Raw genomic sequence first — 17,178 nt, forward strand, 5'->3', positions numbered from 1 at the left:
GCTTTTGTATTTTCTGAAATAACGAAGTGGAGAGCCGCATGGTTCCCGTAATCGCCCTGGTGGGCCGACCAAACGTCGGCAAGTCCACCTTGTTCAACCGCCTGACCAGGACTCGTGACGCCATCGTCGGCGACTTGTCCGGTCTGACCCGTGATCGCCAGTACGGTGAGGCCAAGTGGCAAGGGCGTTCCTACATTCTGATCGACACCGGCGGTATCTCCGGTGACGAACACGGTATGGACGAAAAGATGGCCGAGCAGTCGCTGCTGGCCATCGAAGAAGCAGATGTCGTGCTGTTCCTGGTAGATGCCAAGGCCGGTTTCACCGCCGCCGACCAGATGATCGCCGAGCATTTGCGTAAACGTAACAAGCGTTCCTTTGTGGTTGCCAACAAGGTCGACAACATCGACCCTGAAATGGCCCGCGCCGAATTCGCTCCGTTGGGCATGGGCCATGCGATTCCGATCGCCGGTGCTCACGGTCGTGGCATCACCCAGATGCTGGAAATCGCCCTGAGTGACTTCCCGAAGGACGACGACGAGCTGGAAGAAGGCGAGGAAGAAGTCGTCGCCGAAGGCGAGGAAGCCAAGCGCATTCCTGGCCCAAGCGAAAAAGACGGGATCAAGATCGCGATCATCGGCCGTCCGAACGTCGGCAAGTCGACCCTGGTCAACCGCATGCTCGGCGAAGACCGGGTAATCGTCTATGACCAACCCGGCACCACCCGCGACAGTATCTACATCCCGTTCGAGCGTAACGACGAGAAGTACACGCTGATCGACACCGCCGGTGTGCGCAAGCGCGGCAAGATCCACGAAGAAGTCGAAAAGTTCTCCGTGGTCAAAACCCTGCAAGCGATCAAAGACGCCAACGTGGTGATCTTCGTGATGGACGCCCGCGAAGGCGTGGTGGACCACGACCTCAACCTGCTGGGCTTCGCCATTGAGTCGGGTCGTGCGCTGGTCATCGCGATCAACAAGTGGGACGGCATGACGCCGAGCGAGCGCGACTTCGTGAAGGTCGAGCTGCAGCGTCGACTGTTCTTCGTCGACTACGCCGACATCCACTTCATCTCGGCCCTGCACGGCACTGGCGTGGGCAACCTCTACGCGTCGGTACAGAACTCGTTCAAGTCCGCGGTTACCCGCTGGCCGACCAGCCGTCTGACCCAGATCCTCGAAGACGCGGTCAGCGAGCATCAGCCGCCGATGGTCAACAGCCGTCGGATCAAGCTGCGTTATGCCCACCTTGGTGGCGCGAACCCGCCGATCATCGTGATCCACGGTAACCAGATCGAGAAAGTGCCGAAGTCGTATGTGCGCTATCTGGAAAACACTTACCGCCGTGTTCTGAAGCTGGTCGGTACGCCGATCCGCATCGAGTTCAAGGGTGGCGAGAACCCGTACGAAGGCAACAAGAACACGCTCACCGACCGTCAGGTCAACAAGAAGCGTCGCTTGATGTCGCACCACAAGAAGGCCGACAAGAAGCGCCGCGACAAGCGCTGATTCCAAGCCCTCACACTCTCTTGTGTGGGAGGCTTGTTGTGGCGAGGGGGCTTGCCCCCGTTCGGCTGCGCAGCAGTCGCAATACCTGCAAGTGCGGTCTGCCAGACACACCTAGATTGCAGGATTGGGGCCGCTTCGCGACCCAGCGCGGGCAAGCCCGCTCGCCACAAGGTACAGCGGTGATCAAATGAAGAAGGGCGTCTATAAGGCGCCCTTTTTCATGCCTGCCGTTTGGGCTATCCTCGGACTCCCCGCGCCGCCGTAGAGCCGGGTGTAGAGCAGGGAACCACCGATGATCACCAGCAAGCTGCCGAATGTCGGCATCACTATCTTCACGCAGATGTCTCAGCTCGCGGCACAGACCGGCGCGCTCAATCTGTCCCAGGGCTTTCCCGATTTCGCGGCCCCGCAGGCCCTGTGCGATGCGGTAGGCCGGCATATCGCCAACGGCCATAATCAATATTCACCAATGACCGGGTTGCCGATATTGCGTCAGCAGATCGCGGCGAAGATCGCCCGCAGCTATGGCGTGCAGGTGGATGTGGATACCGAGGTGACGGTCACCCCCGGCGCGACCGAAGCGATCTTCTGTGCCATTCAGGCGGTTATCCACAGCGGCGACGAAGTCATCGTGTTTGACCCGGCCTACGACAGCTACGAGCCCTCGGTAGAGCTGGCCGGCGGTCGTTGCGTGCATGTGCAATTGGGCCTGAACGATTTCAGTATCGACTTCGAGAAGCTTGCCCAAGCACTGAGCCCGCGCACGCGGATGATCATTCTCAACACCCCGCACAACCCTAGTGGTGCGTTGATCAGTCGTGCCGAACTCGACCAGTTGGCAGCGTTGATCCGTGATCGCGATATCTATGTGATCAGCGACGAAGTCTACGAGCACCTGGTGTATGACGGCGTGCCCCACGTCAGCGTGCTGGCCCATGAGGAGCTGTATCAGCGTGCATTCGTGGTCAGCTCCTTCGGCAAGACCTACCACGTCACCGGCTGGAAAACCGGATATGTGGTCGCGCCTGCGGCCCTGACGGCGGAATTGCGCAAGGTGCACCAGTACGTGAATTTTTGTGGCGTGACGCCGCTGCAATATGCCTTGGCCGATTTCATGGCCGAGCATCCTGAGCACGTCGAAGAGCTGCCGGCTTTCTATCAGGCCAAGCGCGATCTGTTCTGCGATCTGCTGGCGCCGTCGCGTTTCAGTTTCACCCGGGTGACCGGCACCTATTTCCAGCTGGTCGATTACTCGCAGATCCGTCCGGACCTCAATGACGTCGAGATGGCCCTGTGGATGACGCGCGAGCATGGCGTGGCGAGTATTCCGATTTCCGTGTTCTACCAGACGCCGCCAGAAGGCCAGCGCCTGGTGCGGCTATGCTTCGCCAAACGCGAGGAGACGCTGCGTGAAGCAGCGGAAAAACTATGCGTGATCTGAGTGCCTTGCCGAAGCTGACCGTGGCGCTGATCCAGACGACGTTGGCCTGGCACGACCGTCAAGCCAACCTTGAGCATTTCGAGCCTTTGCTGGAACAGGCTCGCGGCGCCGACCTGATCATCCTGCCGGAGATGTTCACCACCGGTTTCTCCATGGAGTCAGAGGCTCTCGCCGAAGCAGAAAACGGCCCGACGAGCAAATGGCTGCGGGTTCAGGCGGCGAAGCTGGATGCGGTGATTACCGGTAGCGTGATCGTCAAGGCCGCCGACGGCAGTCATCGCAATCGCCTGTTGTGGGCACGCCCGGACGGCGAGGTGCTGCACTATGACAAGCGCCACCTGTTCCGCATGGCCGGCGAGCACAACCACTACACCCCCGGCGAGCGCCAGGTGCAGTTCGAGCTCAAGGGCTGGCGAGTACGGCCGCTGATTTGCTACGACTTGCGTTTCCCGGTGTGGAGTCGCGATGCCCAGGACACTGACCTGTTGTTGTACACCGCGAACTGGCCGGGCGCGCGACGCCAGCACTGGAATCGTTTGTTGCCTGCACGGGCGATTGAAAACCTGTGTTATGTGGCGGCGGTGAATCGCATTGGCACCGACGGTAAGGGTTTTGCGTACACCGGTGACAGTCAGGTGCTGGATTTTCAGGGTGAGATGTTGCTGAGCACCGGCGAGGCGGATGGGGTGTTCAAGGTGACGCTGGATGCGGCGGAGTTGGCGGCGTATCGGCAGCGGTTTCCGGCGAATCTGGATGCCGATACCTTTGAGTTCACCTAGTATTTTCGGTGCCTGACAGGGCCTCTTCGCGAGCAAGCCCGCTCCCACAGGGTATGTGGGTGTACACAAGATTTGTGTTCACAATGGTCAACTGTGGGAGCGGGCTTGCTCGCGAAGGGGCCGGTTCAGACAACACAAAACAGACAGGCAAAAAAAGGCCCCGAGGTGTACGCCCCGGGGCCTTTTGCTTTTCGGCTGACAGCTTACGCCGCTTTCGCTTCCGGCTGGCTCAGCGAACGGTTCAGTGCGCTGAACAGGGCCTTGAAGCTGGCCGTGGTGATGTTTTCGTCGATGCCGACGCCGTGCACCGCACGCTCACCGTTCACACGCAGTTCGATGTAGGCCGCGGCCTTGGCATTGGTGCCCGCGCCGATGGCGTGCTCGTTGTAGTCCATGATTTCCACCGGAATCGGCAGGCCGGCCACCAGTGCTTCCAGAGCACCGTTGCCCTTGCCGCGCCAGTGCAGGTTGGTTTCGCCCTGGCCTTTGCTGGCCACTTCCACTTCGACGGCACTGTGACCGTTTTCTTCCTGCAGGCGATGGCTGACCAGCGCGTACGGGGTGTTGGCCTGCAAGTACTCGCTGTGCAACAGCGCATGGATTTGCTGGGCGGTCATTTCCAGGCCCAGGCGGTCGGTTTCACGCTGCACGACCTGGCTGAACTCGATCTGCATGCGACGCGGCAGGCTGATGCCGTATTCCTGTTCCAGCAGGTAGGCGATGCCGCCCTTGCCCGACTGGCTGTTGACGCGGATGACTGCCTCGTAGCTGCGGCCGATGTCGGCCGGGTCGATCGGCAGGTACGGTACTTCCCACAATGCATCGGATTTCTGCTGGGCGAAGCCCTTGCGGATTGCATCCTGGTGCGAGCCGGAGAACGCGGTATGCACCAGGTCGCCGACGTACGGGTGACGCGGGTGCACCTGGATCTGGTTGCACTCTTCGACGACTTTGCGCACGCCGTCGATGTCGGAGAAGTCCAGTTGCGGGTCGAGACCCTGGGTGTACATGTTCAGGGCGACGGTCACCAGGTCGACGTTACCGGTACGCTCGCCGTTGCCGAACAGGCAGCCTTCGACACGGTCGGCACCGGCCATCAGGCCCAGTTCGGTGGCCGCAACGCCAGTACCACGGTCGTTGTGGGTGTGCAGGCTGATGATCACGCTGTCACGACGGTTGATGTGACGGCCGAACCATTCGATCTGGTCGGCATAGATGTTCGGGGTCGCGCATTCGACGGTGGCCGGCAGGTTGAGGATCATCTTGTGCTCGGGCGTCGGGTTCCAGACTTCGATCACCGCGTCGCAGACTTCCTTGGCGAACTCCATTTCGGTCGCGCTGAAGGTTTCTGGCGAGTACTCGAAGGTCCACTCGGTGTCCGGCTGCATGGCCGCGTACTTGACGAACAGCTTGGCCGCGCTGACGGCGATGGCCTTGACCCCGTCCTTGTCCTGGTTGAAGACAATGCGGCGGAAGGAAGGGGAGGTCGCGTTGTACAGGTGAACGATGGCTTTCTTCGCGCCGCGCAGGGATTCGAAGGTGCGCTCGATCAGGTCTTCACGGCCCTGGGTCAGCACCTGGATGGTGGTGTCGTCCGGGATGTGGTTGCCTTCGATCAGGGTGCGGACGAAGTCGAAGTCGGTTTGCGAGGCGGCCGGGAACGATGCTTCGATTTCCTTCACGCCGACCTGCACCAGGGTTTTCCAGAAGCGCAGCTTCTTGACGGCGTCCATCGGCTCGATCAGCGACTGGTTGCCGTCGCGCAGGTCGGAACTGCACCAGATTGGCGCGGCGGTGATGGTTTTCGATGGCCAGGTGCGGTCCGCAATGTCGATGGTCGGGAACGCGCGGTATTTCGAAGACGGGTCTTTGAGCATGCTCATCGGGAAATCCTTATTGTGTGGGCCGAAAAAAGGCGGCCTGCCGGTGGATCAAAAGTTCTTGGAGTAACGCTTGGGACGAGGCACCACGATTCAGCCCGGCAGTCGTGCGCTGACGAGGCACAGGCTGCGGTGCTGGCGGAGCTGAATGAGGGTGTGAAAGGTTTTCATGCCTTCAACCCTAACCGCGAGGGGGGAGGTTGGCAAGCAGTCGAAAAAAATTGAGAGGAATACTCGTGAACGGGTATTTATCGAGATTTTATTGCTTCAATTGGTTTCGATGATCTTGTTTTTTGCGCGAGGTTTGAGCGGTGCGCAATTGAGTGATGGGGCGGCCTGGGGTTTTCTGGTGGCTGGAATGCCGCCTTCGCGAGCAAGCCCGCTCCCACAGGGATTGCGCTGTACCTGTGGGAGCGGGCTTGCTCGCGAAGAGGCCAATGGCTTCAACGAAAATTCAGGGTTGAAACGCACCAATGAAGATAGCCGGATCGACCCGCGCATCGTTCAGGCTGACATTCCAGTGCATATGTGGCCCAGTCGCGCGGCCAGTCGCACCTACTTTGCCGACCACGCCACCGCGCGCCAGCTGTTGCCCCACCTTCACGTCGATTTTCGACATATGGCAGAACATGCTGATGAAGCCCTGGCCGTGGTCGACGAACACCGTGTTGCCATTGAAGAAGTAGTTGCCTATCAGGATCACCTTGCCGGCAGCCGGGGTCTTGATCGGTGTTCCGGCCGGCACGGCGAAGTCCAGGCCGGCGTGAGGGTTGCGCTCTTCACCGTTAAAGAAACGACGCACGCCGAACTTGCTCGACAGCGGCCCGTTCACCGGTTTGTCCAGCAGCAGGTTGCTCGGGGTGTTGGGACTGAACGTGCGGTAAGCGGCAATCTGCTCGGCCAGCTCACGCTCGATGCGCTTGAGATTCTCCGGGTCCGGATTGACCTGCTGGGTGTTCTTCAGGGTGATGCGTTGTTCCGGGTAGTTCTTGTTGCCCACCGTAAAACTCAGATTGCGACCGCCACTGCTGACCGATTGAGCCCCTGGCTTGACGGTCAGCGGCACACCGACGATGGCCAGCCAGTTGTTCTGTTCCTTGACCACCAGCACCGGTTTGCCCTGGTAAGTGGCTTTTGGTGCCTGGGCCGATGTGCCCAGGTCCAGCACGGCAACGCCGCCCGGCACCGGTTTGTTCAACAGGCGGGTGATGTAGCTGTCGGCGTGGGCGTTGAAGGTCAGGCACAGCAACAGCAACGGAGCAAAGAAACGCGGCATGGATCAATCCAGTAAAGAAAGGGTGACAGGCGTCAGGTGATTGTCTTCGACCCGTACTTGCAGTTCGCCTTCGCCCAGTTTGGCCTTGAGGCGCTGGCCGGTATGGGTTTGCGCGGCGTTGCGGATCGCGTTGCCACGCTCGTCCAGCAAAATGCTGTAGCCGCGGCCGAGGGTCGCCAGCGGGCTGACCACATGCAGTGTCTGCATCTGGCTGTGCAATTGCAGTCGACGGTTCTTCAGCCCTTCGCGGATGGCGCGTGGCAGGCGTTCGGCCAGGCTGTCGAGGCGCTGGCGCAGCATTGCCAGTTGCCGGCCTGGATGTTGTGCGGCCAAACGGGTTTCCAGGCGGATCAAGCGTTCGCGGCGGGTGTTGAGGCTGCGCTCGAAGGCGCGGCGCATGCGCATGTCCAGGTCATCCAGGCGCTGCGCTTGCTGGCGCAGGCGCTCGCCGGGATGACGCAGGCGCCGGGAAATGCCTTCCAGGCGCAGGCGGTCGCGCATCAGGCGGTCACGCATGCGCATCACCAGCCGGCGGTGCAGGCTTTCGACCCGACGTACCAGGTCGCTGGAGTCCGGTGCCAGCAATTCGGCGGCAGCGGAAGGGGTGGGCGCGCGCACGTCGGCGACGAAGTCGCTGATCGATACGTCGGTTTCATGGCCAACTGCGCTGACAATCGGCGTCACGCAAGCGTCTACGGCGCGGGCCACGGCTTCTTCGTTGAAGCACCAGAGGTCTTCCAGCGAACCGCCACCCCGGGCCAGGATCAGTGCGTCGAAACCGCGGGCATCCGCCAGTTTCAGGGCGCGGACAATCTGCGCGGTGGCTTCGCGGCCCTGTACGGCGGTGGGGATCAGGGTCAACTGCACCTGCGGTGCGCGACGGCGGAACACACTGATGATGTCGCGGATCACCGCCCCGGTAGGCGAGCTGATGATGCCGACGCGTTGCGGGTGCGCCGGCAGCGGCACCTTGCGCTCGGCACTGAACAGGCCTTCGGCGCTGAGCTTTTCCTTGAGTGCATCGAAGGCCAGGCGCAAGGCGCCATCGCCGGCCGGCTCCACGGTGTCGAGGATCAACTGGTAATCGCCGCGCCCTTCGAACAGCGAGACTTTGCCGCGCACCTTGACCGCGAGCCCGTCCTTCAGTGCCTGGCGAACCCGTGCCGCGTTCTGCCGGAACAGCGCGCAACGAACCTGGGCGCCGCTGTCCTTGAGGGTGAAGTACACGTGGCCCGACGCCGGGCGGGCGAGGTTGGAGATTTCGCCTTCGACCCAGATGTTGCTGAACACGTCTTCGAGCAACACCCGCGCGCGGCCGTTGAGCTGGCTGACGGTCAGGACTTCGCGGTCCAGGCCGAGTCTTGCAAAGGGATCTTTAATCATGGGGCGCAGTTTAAAGGCATTCTTCAAGTGAATGCACGACCCCTATATCACCAAATGTTCGAGGAACTGTTGAACCAGTGCCGTCGGGTGTTTGCGGTACGCCAGAGCGACGCTGCTATGACTGCCGGGGTCTGCCAAAGGCAGGAAATGAACGTTGGGTGGCGCAATGTCTTGCATCGATTCCGGCAAGAGAGCGATACCAAATCCCGCCTGGATCAGTTGCAGCTGCGTGGTTTTACGCGAAATTACCCGAGCGGCTTTGGGAAAGAAGCCTTGGCGCATGCACAACTCGGCAGAGAGGTAGCTAAGACCACCTCGCTGGGGATGAGGGATGGAAATAAACGCTTCGTCGCGTAGCTGCCCCAGGTTGATCTGCCGCCCGGATTTGTCCCTGGCCAGCCAGTGATCGGGCGGGACTGCCACCAGCAGAGGTTCGTCGTAGAGCGGGTCGATTTGCACCTCTTCACACTGACGGAGCACTGGCAAGCGCAATAGGCCGATGTCGAGTCGGCCGTCTGTCAATTCTTGCAGCTGCGCCTCGGAAGACATCTGAGCGATGTCCAGGGACACGCCGGGATGATGTTCGAGATAACGGCCGACGCTGCGCAGCAGTCGGCCGCTCATGGGCACAGTGCTGGAATGGCTCAAGCGTAAGGTGCCGTGTTGACCGTTGCCGATCCTGGTCGCCATGTCGCTGGCCTTGATCAGCTCGCTCAACAGGTTTTTGGCACGGGGTAAAAAAGACTCACCCGCAGGTGTGAGCTGAGGTCGCCGCGCAGTACGTTCGAAAAGTGGGGTTTGCAGGAGGACTTCCATGTCCTTGATTTGCCGGCTCAGGGCCGACTGGGCGATGAACAGGCGCTCGGCTGCGGCGCCGAAACTGCCGCATTCAGCGATTTCAACGAAGTAACGCAGTTGCCGGATTGAAAGCACAAGGCATGCCTTTTTGAGATGGGTTAGTAGCTTTGATGATATTAGTCGCAACGCTCAGCGATGGCTAAAGTCAGCGAACTTAAAGTAGAGGAACGCTTCAATGAGCGTATTGACGTTGTTGAACCAGTGGCCCTTCGGCCCGCTGGACTGGCTGGTCATCGGCGCGGGCATCGCTTTGGCCTACATCGTGTTCGGCGTCGCCGGTTTCGGCACCGCGCTGGTGGCGGGTCCGATCCTGATTCTGTTCATGCCGCTGTCGAAAATCGTGCCGTTGCTGGTGTTGCTCGATTTTGTCGCGGCATTCGGCAATCTGCTGCCTTCGCGGCGCGATGTGGCGAGGCCGGAGCTGTTGCGGTTACTGCCTTGCATGGCGGTGGGGTGCACGCTGGGAGTGATTTTCCTGCTGAACCTCAAGTCCGACCTGTTGCTGCTGTTGATGGGACTGTTTATCAGCGCCTATGCGATTTACAGCCTGTGGGTAAAAGCACGTCCGGCGCAGTTGTCCGCCGCCTGGGCACTGCCCATGGGGACGGTGGGCGGAATGTTTGGCGCGTTGTTTGGCAGCGGTGGCTTTCTCTATGCGATCTATCTGAACAGCCGTTTGCCCAAGGAGGCGGCCCGCGCGACCCAAAGTGCGTTGATCAGTTGCAGCACCGTGGTGCGGTTGAGCCTGTTTGTAATCGCCGGGGTGTATGCCGATTTGCCGCTGCTGGTGCTGGCGGTGTGTCTGTTGCCGGCCATGGCGCTGGGGTTGTGGGCGGGGCGACGGTTGAGCATGCGCTTGTCTCGCGAAGCATTCGTGCGCCTGGTGACCTGGCTGGTGCTGGCGAGTGGGATTGCGTTGATCGGGCGTTACTTGAGCATCTGACCAGAGAAGTTGTGGCGAGGACGCTTTTTGTGGCGAGGGGGGCTTGCCCCCGTTGGGTTGCGAAGCGACCCCTTGCTTTTTCAGTTGCACCAGATTGCCTGAATTTGCGACTGCTTCGCAGCCGAACGGGGGCAAGCCCCCTCGCCACAGTTTGTCTGTGTCCCGTCAGTCGTTGTACTGGCTCAACAATCGCTCAAGGCGTGCACTGAGGCGGCGTTTGATTTCGGTCTCGATGTGCGGGGCGAAATCGTCGATCACGTCTTGCATGATCAACTGTGCGGCTGCGCGCAATTCGCTGTCCAGGTGCAACAGGTCATCCGGGTTCTTGCTGACGGCGGGCGCCGGCGCAGCGGCGGCGACCGGTTCAACGATTGCGGCAGGCGCGGTCGGTTCGAGGGGCGACGAAGGCTCGCTCACGGCGTCGAACAACATGGGAATCTGTTCCTGGTCGCCGTCCTCGACCGTGTCGGTCAGCAGGGGCGGTTGCAGGTTGTCATCGCCGAGCAATTGGCGGATCGACTCAAGGTCGTCCAGCAGGTGCGCGGACTGTTGCAGCGGTTTTGGAGTGTCCATTGGCAGGCTCAGAGTCGCTGTAAACGGTGATCTTGCAGAGGATAGCCCTGTTCGCGGTAGAAACGGAAACTCTCCCGCGCGGCCTGGCGAATCGTCGGGTCTTCCACCACCACTTCCGCCACCCGGGCGAACTTGTTGGCGAAGGCCGGGACTTTCAGGTCGAGATTGACCAGCAGGTCCTGATGCTGCCCGCAATCGTCACCCAGACCCAGGACAATCAAGCCATCCGGCTCGCTTTCGGCGGGGCCGTGGGGCACGAAGCTTTCACCCTTGAAGGTCCAGAGGCGTGCGTCGAGATCGTTGCGTTGGGCGGTGTCACTGCAATGCAGGTAGACACGGTGACCCATGCGCCAGGCTTTTTCGGTGAGCTTGCAGGCGAAATCCAGCCGTGCCGAAGGATCGGCGCTGGGCAGGATATAGAAGTCGACTTTGGTCATTGCGGTTCCTGAGCCCTTGGTGGCGCAGCCCGAAAGCTACGCCGCCAAGGGTCATTGGTTTCAGGCTTTGGCGCGGTCCAGCAGGTATTGGGTCAGCAATGGAACCGGACGGCCAGTGGCGCCCTTGTCCTTGCCGCCGCTGGTCCAGGCGGTACCGGCGATGTCCAGGTGCGCCCAGTTCAGGTTCTTGGTGAAGCGCGACAGGAAGCAGGCCGCGGTGATGGTGCCGGCTTTCGGGCCGCCAATGTTGGCGATGTCGGCAAATGGACTGTCAAGCTGTTCCTGGTACTCATCGAACAGCGGCAGTTGCCAGGCGCGGTCGTCGGCAGCCTTGCCGGCGCTCAGCAGTTGGCCGATCAGTTCGTCGTTGTTGCCCAGCAGGCCCGAAGTGTGGGAACCCAGGGCAACCACGCAGGCACCGGTCAGGGTGGCGATGTCGATCACCGCTTGTGGCTTGAAGCGCTCGGAGTAGGTCAGGGCGTCGCACAGCACCAGACGGCCTTCGGCGTCGGTGTTGAGGATTTCCACGGTCTGGCCGCTCATGGTGGTGACGATGTCGCCAGGGCGCGAAGCGTTGCCGCTCGGCATGTTCTCGGCGCAGGCCAGGATGCACACCAGGTTGATCGGCAGCTTCAGTTCCAGCACGGCACGCAAGGTGCCGAACACGCTGGCGGCGCCGCCCATGTCGTACTTCATTTCATCCATGCCGGCGCCCGGCTTGAGGCTGATACCGCCGGTGTCGAAGGTGATGCCTTTGCCGACCAGTGCGTAAGGCTTCTCGGATTTCTTGCCGCCGTTGTATTGCATGACGATCAGGCGCGGAGGCTGGGCGCTGCCCTGGCCCACGGCGTAGAACGAGCCCATGCCCAGTGCCTTGATCTTCTTCTCGTCGAGGACTTCGACTTTCAGGTCCTTGAACTCTTTGCCGAGGTCTTTGGCCTGTTCACCGAGGAAGGTCGGGTGGCAGATGTTTGGCGGCAGGTTGCCCAGGTTACGGGTGAAGGCCATGCCATTGGCGATGGCGGTGGCATGGGTCACGGCGCGCTGTACTTCAGCCTGGGCGGCCTTGATGGTCAGCAGGGTGATTTTCTTCAGGGCGCGGGGTTCGGCTTTCTGGCTCTTGAACTGGTCGAAGGAGTACTCGCCGTCCACCAGGGTTTCGGCCAGCAGGCGGGTCTTGCCATAGCTGTCGCGGCCTTTGACGACCACTTCATCCAGGGCCAGTACCGCATCGCTACCGCCCAGGCCCTTGAGGGTATTGAGGATGCCGGCGATGATTTTGCGGAACGGGCGGTCACCCAGTTCGTCGTCCTTGCCCACGCCCACCAGCAGCACGCGCTCGGCCTTGAGGTTCGGCAGGCTGTGCAGCAACAGGCTCTGGCCAACCTTGCCGGCCAGGTCGCCGCGCTTGAGCACAGCGCTGATGGCGCCGCCACTCAGTTCGTCGAGTTGTTTGGCAACGGCGCCGAGCTTGCGGCCTTCGCCGACGGAGACCACGAGCGTGGCGGTCTTCAACGTTTCCGGGTTGACGCTTTTTACAACCAGTTCCATGTCCGGGTCCCTGAATTGATGGTTATCACGCAAGCGCCCGACACCTTATGTGCGTCGATTGCTTATAAACAGAACGGCGCCAGGATCGACCGGCGACAAAGGCCGCAGTTTGAACCTCGCTACCGGCGGCTGACAACCCTCGGTTGTACGATCTTCGCGGTTTTGTCGGTCACTGTAGGAGCGAGCTTGCTCGCGAAGAACCCAAGACCACCGCAGGGTTTCAGGTTCTTCGCGTTATCGTTGGCGACCATCGCCAGCAAGCTGGCTCCTGCATGCATTGCGAAGTGACAGGCGCACCCAATCACAGGATAATGCGCCATCTTTTTTCGGCGGCTCTGTCTTGCGGGCTGTCCGATACGTTTGCTTGTTTGGCCGCCTTAGCCTGACAACCCTGGAGTGTCTGGTTTGATCGTCTTCCGTTATCTATCCCGCGAAGTCCTGTTGACCTTGAGCGCCGTCAGTGCCGTGCTGCTGGTCATCATCATGAGCGGTCGCTTCATCAAATACCTCGCCCAGGCGGCCTCGGGCCTGCTGGATCCGGGTTCGCTGTTCCTGATCATGGGCTTTCGCCTGCCGGGATTCCTCCAGCTGATCCTGCCGCTGGGGCTGTTTCTCGGGATCCTGTTGTCCTACGGGCGCCTGTACCTCGAAAGCGAAATGACCGTGCTCTCGGCCACCGGCATGAGCCAGCAACGGCTGGTCTGGATGACCATGTTTCCCGCCACCCTGGTTGCACTCGTGGTGGCGTGGTTGAGCCTGAGCCTGGCGCCACAGGGGGCCAACCAGTTTCAACTGCTGTTGAACAAGCAGGATGCCCTGACTGAATTCGATACCCTGGAACCGGGGCGTTTCCAGGCCCTGCGTGACGGCACCCGGGTCACCTACACCGAGCGCATGTCGGATGACCGCGTCAATCTGGGTGGCGTGTTCATTTCGCAAAAGAACATCAGTTCCAACAACAAGGATCGCGGGATTTCTGTCCTGGTCGCGGAAAAGGGGCGTCAGGAAATTCGTCCGGACGGCAACCGATACCTGATCCTGGACAACGGCTATCGCTATGACGGCAGTCCGGGTCAGGCTGACTACCGGGCGATCAAGTACGACGAGTACGGTGTATTGCTGCCAAAACCCGACGTCAGCGACGAAGTCACCGACCGTGACGCGATGCCGACCAGTAGTTTGATCGGCAGTGAAGACATTCGTGCACGCGCCGAGTTGCAATGGCGCATTTCCCTGCCATTGCTGGTGTTCATCGTGACCCTGATGGCGGTGCCGCTGTCGCGGGTCAACCCGCGTCAGGGCAGATTCCTCAAATTACTGCCGGCGATTCTTCTCTATATGGCTTACCTGACCATTCTGATTGCCGCCCGCGGTGCCCTTGATAAGGGCAAGATCCCCGCGGTGCTGGGCTTGTGGTGGGTGCACGGGATTTTCCTGGCCATTGGCCTGGGCTTGCTCTATTGGGAACCCTTGCGATTGAAGAGGGCGAGTCGCCGCAGCGCGCTGGAGGTGGCCCGTGGTTAAGCTGGATCGCTACATTGGTAGCAGCGTGTTCATGGCGATCCTGGCGGTGCTCGGGATCATTCTTGGCCTGGCGACACTGTTTGCCTTCATCGACGAGATGGGTGAAGTCACCGACACCTACACCCTGGTCGATGCGCTGAGTTATGTGTTGTTGACCGCGCCGCGCCGGATGTACGAGATGCTGCCGATGGCCGCGCTGATCGGTTGCCTGATCGGGCTGGGCAGTCTGGCCAGCAACAGTGAGTTGACGATCATGCGCGCCGCCGGCGTGTCGATCGGCCGGATCGTCTGGGCGGTCATGAAACCGATGCTGGTACTGATGCTGGCCGGTCTGCTGATCGGCGAGTACGTCGCTCCACCCGCTGAAACCGCCGCGCAGGCCAATCGCTCGCTGGCCCAGGGCAGCGGCGATGCACAAAGCGCCAAGCACGGCCTGTGGCACCGTCAGGGCGATGAATTCATTCACGTCAACTCGGTGCAGCCCAATGGCATTCTGTACGGCGTGACCCGCTATCGTTTCGACAATGAACGGCACATGCTGTCGGCGAGCTTCGCCAAGCGTGCCGAGTTCGACACCGATCACTGGCAGTTGACGGACGTCACGACCACGCTGTTCCACGAGCGCAACACCGAAGTGGTTTCGACTCCGAACGAGCGCTGGGAAATCACCTTGAGCCCGCAGTTGCTCAACACAGTGGTCATGGTGCCGGAGTCGCTGTCGATCAGCGGTCTGTGGAGTTATATCCACTACCTGGCGGACCAGGGGTTGAGCAACAGCCGCTACTGGCTGGCATTTTGGGTCAAGGTGTTGCAACCGCTGGTGACTGCCGCCCTGGTGTTGATGGCGATTTCCTTCATCTTCGGTCCGCTGCGTTCGGTGACCCTGGGGCAACGGGTGTTCACCGGCGTGCTGGTGGGCTTCACCTTCCGCATCGTGCAGGATCTGCTGGGCCCTTCGAGCCAGGTGTTCGGCTTCCCACCGCTGCTTTCGGTGCTGGTGCCGGCGGGTATTTGTGCCGTGGCGGGGCTCTGGTTGCTGCGTCGAGCTGGTTGATGGCGGGTATTTTCCGACCGTTTTGACGATAAAAAACGCCCTTGTCGCAAGACCGGGGCGTTTTTGTAGGTGCCGTCTGACCTGCGAACGTGACGCTTGTGCCGTGGATCAGGTACAATTCCCGGCTATTTTTCGGCGGGCTATGCCTGCAGCCTTTTTGAGTGTTGATCCGTGAGTGATTTGAGTCATATCCGCAATTTCTCCATCATCGCCCACATTGACCATGGCAAGTCGACGCTGGCCGATCGCTTCATCCAGATGTGTGGCGGCCTGGCCGAGCGCGAAATGGAAGCCCAGGTCCTGGACTCCATGGACCTCGAGCGCGAGCGCGGGATCACCATCAAGGCGCACAGCGTTACTCTGTATTACAAAGCCAAAGACGGTATCAACTACCAGCTGAACTTCATTGACACCCCCGGCCACGTTGACTTCACCTACGAAGTCAGCCGTTCGCTGGCTGCCTGTGAAGGCGCGCTGCTGGTGGTCGACGCCGGTCAAGGCGTTGAAGCACAGTCGGTTGCCAACTGCTACACGGCGATCGAGCAGGGCCTGGAAGTGATGCCGGTGCTGAACAAGATCGACCTGCCACAGGCCGATCCGGACCGTGTTAAAGAAGAAATCGAAAAAATCATCGGCATCGATGCCACCGACGCAGTCGAGTGCTCGGCCAAGACCGGCCTGGGTGTCGACGCAGTGCTCGAGCGCCTGGTCGCCACCATTCCTGCACCGACCGGCAACTACGAAGATCCGCTGCAAGCGTTGATCATCGACTCCTGGTTCGACAACTACCTGGGCGTTGTTTCCCTGGTCCGCGTGCGCCACGGTCGCGTGAAGAAGGGCGACAAGATCCTGGTCAAGTCCACCGGCAAGATCCACCTGGTGGACAGCGTCGGTGTATTCAACCCGAAACACACCCCTACCGTTGACCTTAAGGCCGGTGAAGTGGGCTTCATCATCGCCAGCATCAAGGACATTCACGGTGCGCCAGTGGGCGACACCCTGACCCTGAGCTCGACGCCGGACGTTGATGTACTGCCAGGCTTCAAACGTATCCAGCCGCAGGTTTACGCCGGTCTGTTTCCGGTCAGCTCCGACGACTTCGAAGACTTCCGCGAGGCGCTGCAAAAGCTCACCCTCAACGACTCGTCGCTGCAATACACGCCGGAAAGCTCCGACGCACTGGGCTTCGGCTTCCGTTGCGGCTTCCTCGGCATGCTGCACATGGAAATCATCCAGGAGCGCCTGGAGCGCGAGTACAACCTGGACCTGATCACCACGGCGCCGACGGTAATCTTCGAGCTGCTGCTCAAGACCGGCGAGACGATCTACGTCGATAACCCGTCCAAGCTGCCGGACCTGTCTTCCATCGAAGACATGCGTGAGCCGATCGTGCGCGCCAATATTCTTGTGCCGCAAGAGCACCTGGGTAACGTCATTACCCTGTGCATCGAAAAACGTGGTGTGCAGGTCGACATGCTGTTCCTCGGTTCGCAGGTACAAGTGACCTACGACTTGCCGATGAACGAAGTGGTGCTGGACTTCTTCGATCGTCTGAAATCCACCAGTCGCGGCTATGCTTCTCTGGACTACCATTTCGATCGTTACCAATCGGCCAGCCTGGTAAAACTGGACGTGCTGATCAACGGCGACAAGGTCGATGCCCTGGCGCTGATCGTGCACCGTGACAACTCGCACTACAAAGGTCGCCAGTTGACCGAGAAAATGAAAGAACTGATTCCGCGGCAGATGTTCGATGTGGCAATCCAGGCCGCCATTGGCGGGCAGATTGTGGCGCGGACAACCGTCAAGGCGCTCAGAAAGAACGTATTGGCCAAATGCTACGGTGGTGACGTCAGCCGTAAGAAAAAGCTGCTGGAAAAGCAAAAGGCCGGTAAGAAACGCATGAAGCAGGTCGGCAACGTGGAAATTCCACAGGAAGCCTTCCTTGCAGTGCTCAGGTTGGATAGTTAG

14 protein-coding genes are annotated in these 17,178 nt (G+C 60.5%); 7 read left to right on the forward strand and 7 right to left on the reverse strand.

The features are described from left to right. Positions 1 to 38 precede the first annotated feature (38 nt). From der to KGA88_RS25890, 3 genes are all read left to right on the forward strand, one after another. Positions 39 to 1,508, forward strand: coding sequence for a ribosome biogenesis GTPase Der (der, locus tag KGA88_RS25880; RefSeq protein ID WP_110660281.1), 1,470 nt, complete (start codon positions 39 to 41; stop codon positions 1,506 to 1,508). Between the two features lie 292 nt (positions 1,509 to 1,800). After that, a complete protein-coding gene (locus tag KGA88_RS25885; protein ID WP_223595191.1) occupies positions 1,801 to 2,949 on the forward strand; it encodes a pyridoxal phosphate-dependent aminotransferase in 1,149 nt (382 codons plus the stop codon). Further along, a complete protein-coding gene (locus KGA88_RS25890; protein ID WP_110660289.1) occupies positions 2,937 to 3,728 on the forward strand; it encodes an amidohydrolase in 792 nt (263 codons plus the stop codon). Before KGA88_RS25885 ends, KGA88_RS25890 begins: the two co-directional genes overlap by 13 nt. Positions 3,729 to 3,931: 203 nt before the next feature. On the opposite strand, the gene leuA is transcribed toward KGA88_RS25890, so the two are convergent. The 4 genes from leuA to KGA88_RS25910 all read right to left on the reverse strand — a co-directional run bounded on the left by leuA (position 3,932) and on the right by KGA88_RS25910 (position 9,200). After that, a complete protein-coding gene (gene leuA / locus KGA88_RS25895) occupies positions 3,932 to 5,611 on the reverse strand; it encodes a 2-isopropylmalate synthase (protein WP_110660284.1) in 1,680 nt (559 codons plus the stop codon). Positions 5,612 to 6,062: 451 nt separating this feature from the next. After that, entirely contained in the window at positions 6,063 to 6,884 is an 822-nt protein-coding gene (locus KGA88_RS25900) for a M23 family metallopeptidase (protein ID WP_110660285.1), read from the reverse strand. 3 nt (positions 6,885 to 6,887) lie between these two features. Next, a complete protein-coding gene (xseA, locus tag KGA88_RS25905) occupies positions 6,888 to 8,267 on the reverse strand; it encodes an exodeoxyribonuclease VII large subunit (RefSeq protein ID WP_110660286.1) in 1,380 nt (459 codons plus the stop codon). A 42-nt stretch (positions 8,268 to 8,309) separates the two neighbouring features. Then, positions 8,310 to 9,200 carry a LysR family transcriptional regulator gene (locus tag KGA88_RS25910; RefSeq protein ID WP_223595198.1) on the reverse strand — a complete coding sequence of 297 codons (891 nt, stop codon included), beginning with the start codon at positions 9,198 to 9,200 and terminating at the stop codon, positions 8,310 to 8,312. A 100-nt stretch (positions 9,201 to 9,300) separates the two neighbouring features. Between KGA88_RS25910 and KGA88_RS25915 the strand changes: the two genes are divergently transcribed. Continuing rightward, positions 9,301 to 10,068 (forward strand): sulfite exporter TauE/SafE family protein, encoded by a 768-nt coding sequence (locus KGA88_RS25915; protein ID WP_223595201.1) that lies wholly within the window; start codon positions 9,301 to 9,303, stop codon positions 10,066 to 10,068. Positions 10,069 to 10,233: 165 nt separating this feature from the next. Here the strand turns inward: KGA88_RS25915 and KGA88_RS25920 are convergent, their stop codons facing one another. From KGA88_RS25920 to KGA88_RS25930, 3 genes are read right to left on the reverse strand one after another with little or no spacing between them, the layout of a single operon-like run. Continuing rightward, complete coding sequence (locus KGA88_RS25920) at positions 10,234 to 10,641, reverse strand: DNA polymerase III subunit chi (RefSeq protein ID WP_110662199.1); 408 nt, start codon at positions 10,639 to 10,641, stop codon at positions 10,234 to 10,236. Between the two features lie 8 nt (positions 10,642 to 10,649). Next, the gene (locus KGA88_RS25925; protein WP_110662198.1) at positions 10,650 to 11,078 is read right to left on the reverse strand and encodes a DNA polymerase III subunit chi; all 429 of its coding nucleotides are present in this window, start codon (positions 11,076 to 11,078) and stop codon (positions 10,650 to 10,652) included. Positions 11,079 to 11,138: 60 nt separating this feature from the next. Next, the gene (locus KGA88_RS25930) at positions 11,139 to 12,629 is read right to left on the reverse strand and encodes a leucyl aminopeptidase (protein WP_110662197.1); all 1,491 of its coding nucleotides are present in this window, start codon (positions 12,627 to 12,629) and stop codon (positions 11,139 to 11,141) included. Positions 12,630 to 13,034: 405 nt separating this feature from the next. On the opposite strand from KGA88_RS25930, the gene lptF reads away from it, so the two are divergent. The 3 genes from lptF to lepA all read left to right on the forward strand — a co-directional run bounded on the left by lptF (position 13,035) and on the right by lepA (position 17,178). Continuing rightward, positions 13,035 to 14,153, forward strand: coding sequence for an LPS export ABC transporter permease LptF (lptF, locus tag KGA88_RS25935; RefSeq protein WP_110662195.1), 1,119 nt, complete (start codon positions 13,035 to 13,037; stop codon positions 14,151 to 14,153). Next, complete coding sequence (gene lptG / locus KGA88_RS25940; RefSeq protein WP_223595203.1) at positions 14,146 to 15,207, forward strand: LPS export ABC transporter permease LptG; 1,062 nt, start codon at positions 14,146 to 14,148, stop codon at positions 15,205 to 15,207. Before lptF ends, lptG begins: the two co-directional genes overlap by 8 nt. Positions 15,208 to 15,378: 171 nt before the next feature. Continuing rightward, entirely contained in the window at positions 15,379 to 17,178 is a 1,800-nt protein-coding gene (lepA, locus tag KGA88_RS25945) for a translation elongation factor 4 (protein ID WP_110661233.1), read from the forward strand.

Source organism: Pseudomonas sp. A-R-19 (assembly GCF_019956575.1).
Taxonomy (GTDB): Bacteria; Pseudomonadota; Gammaproteobacteria; order Pseudomonadales; family Pseudomonadaceae; genus Aquipseudomonas.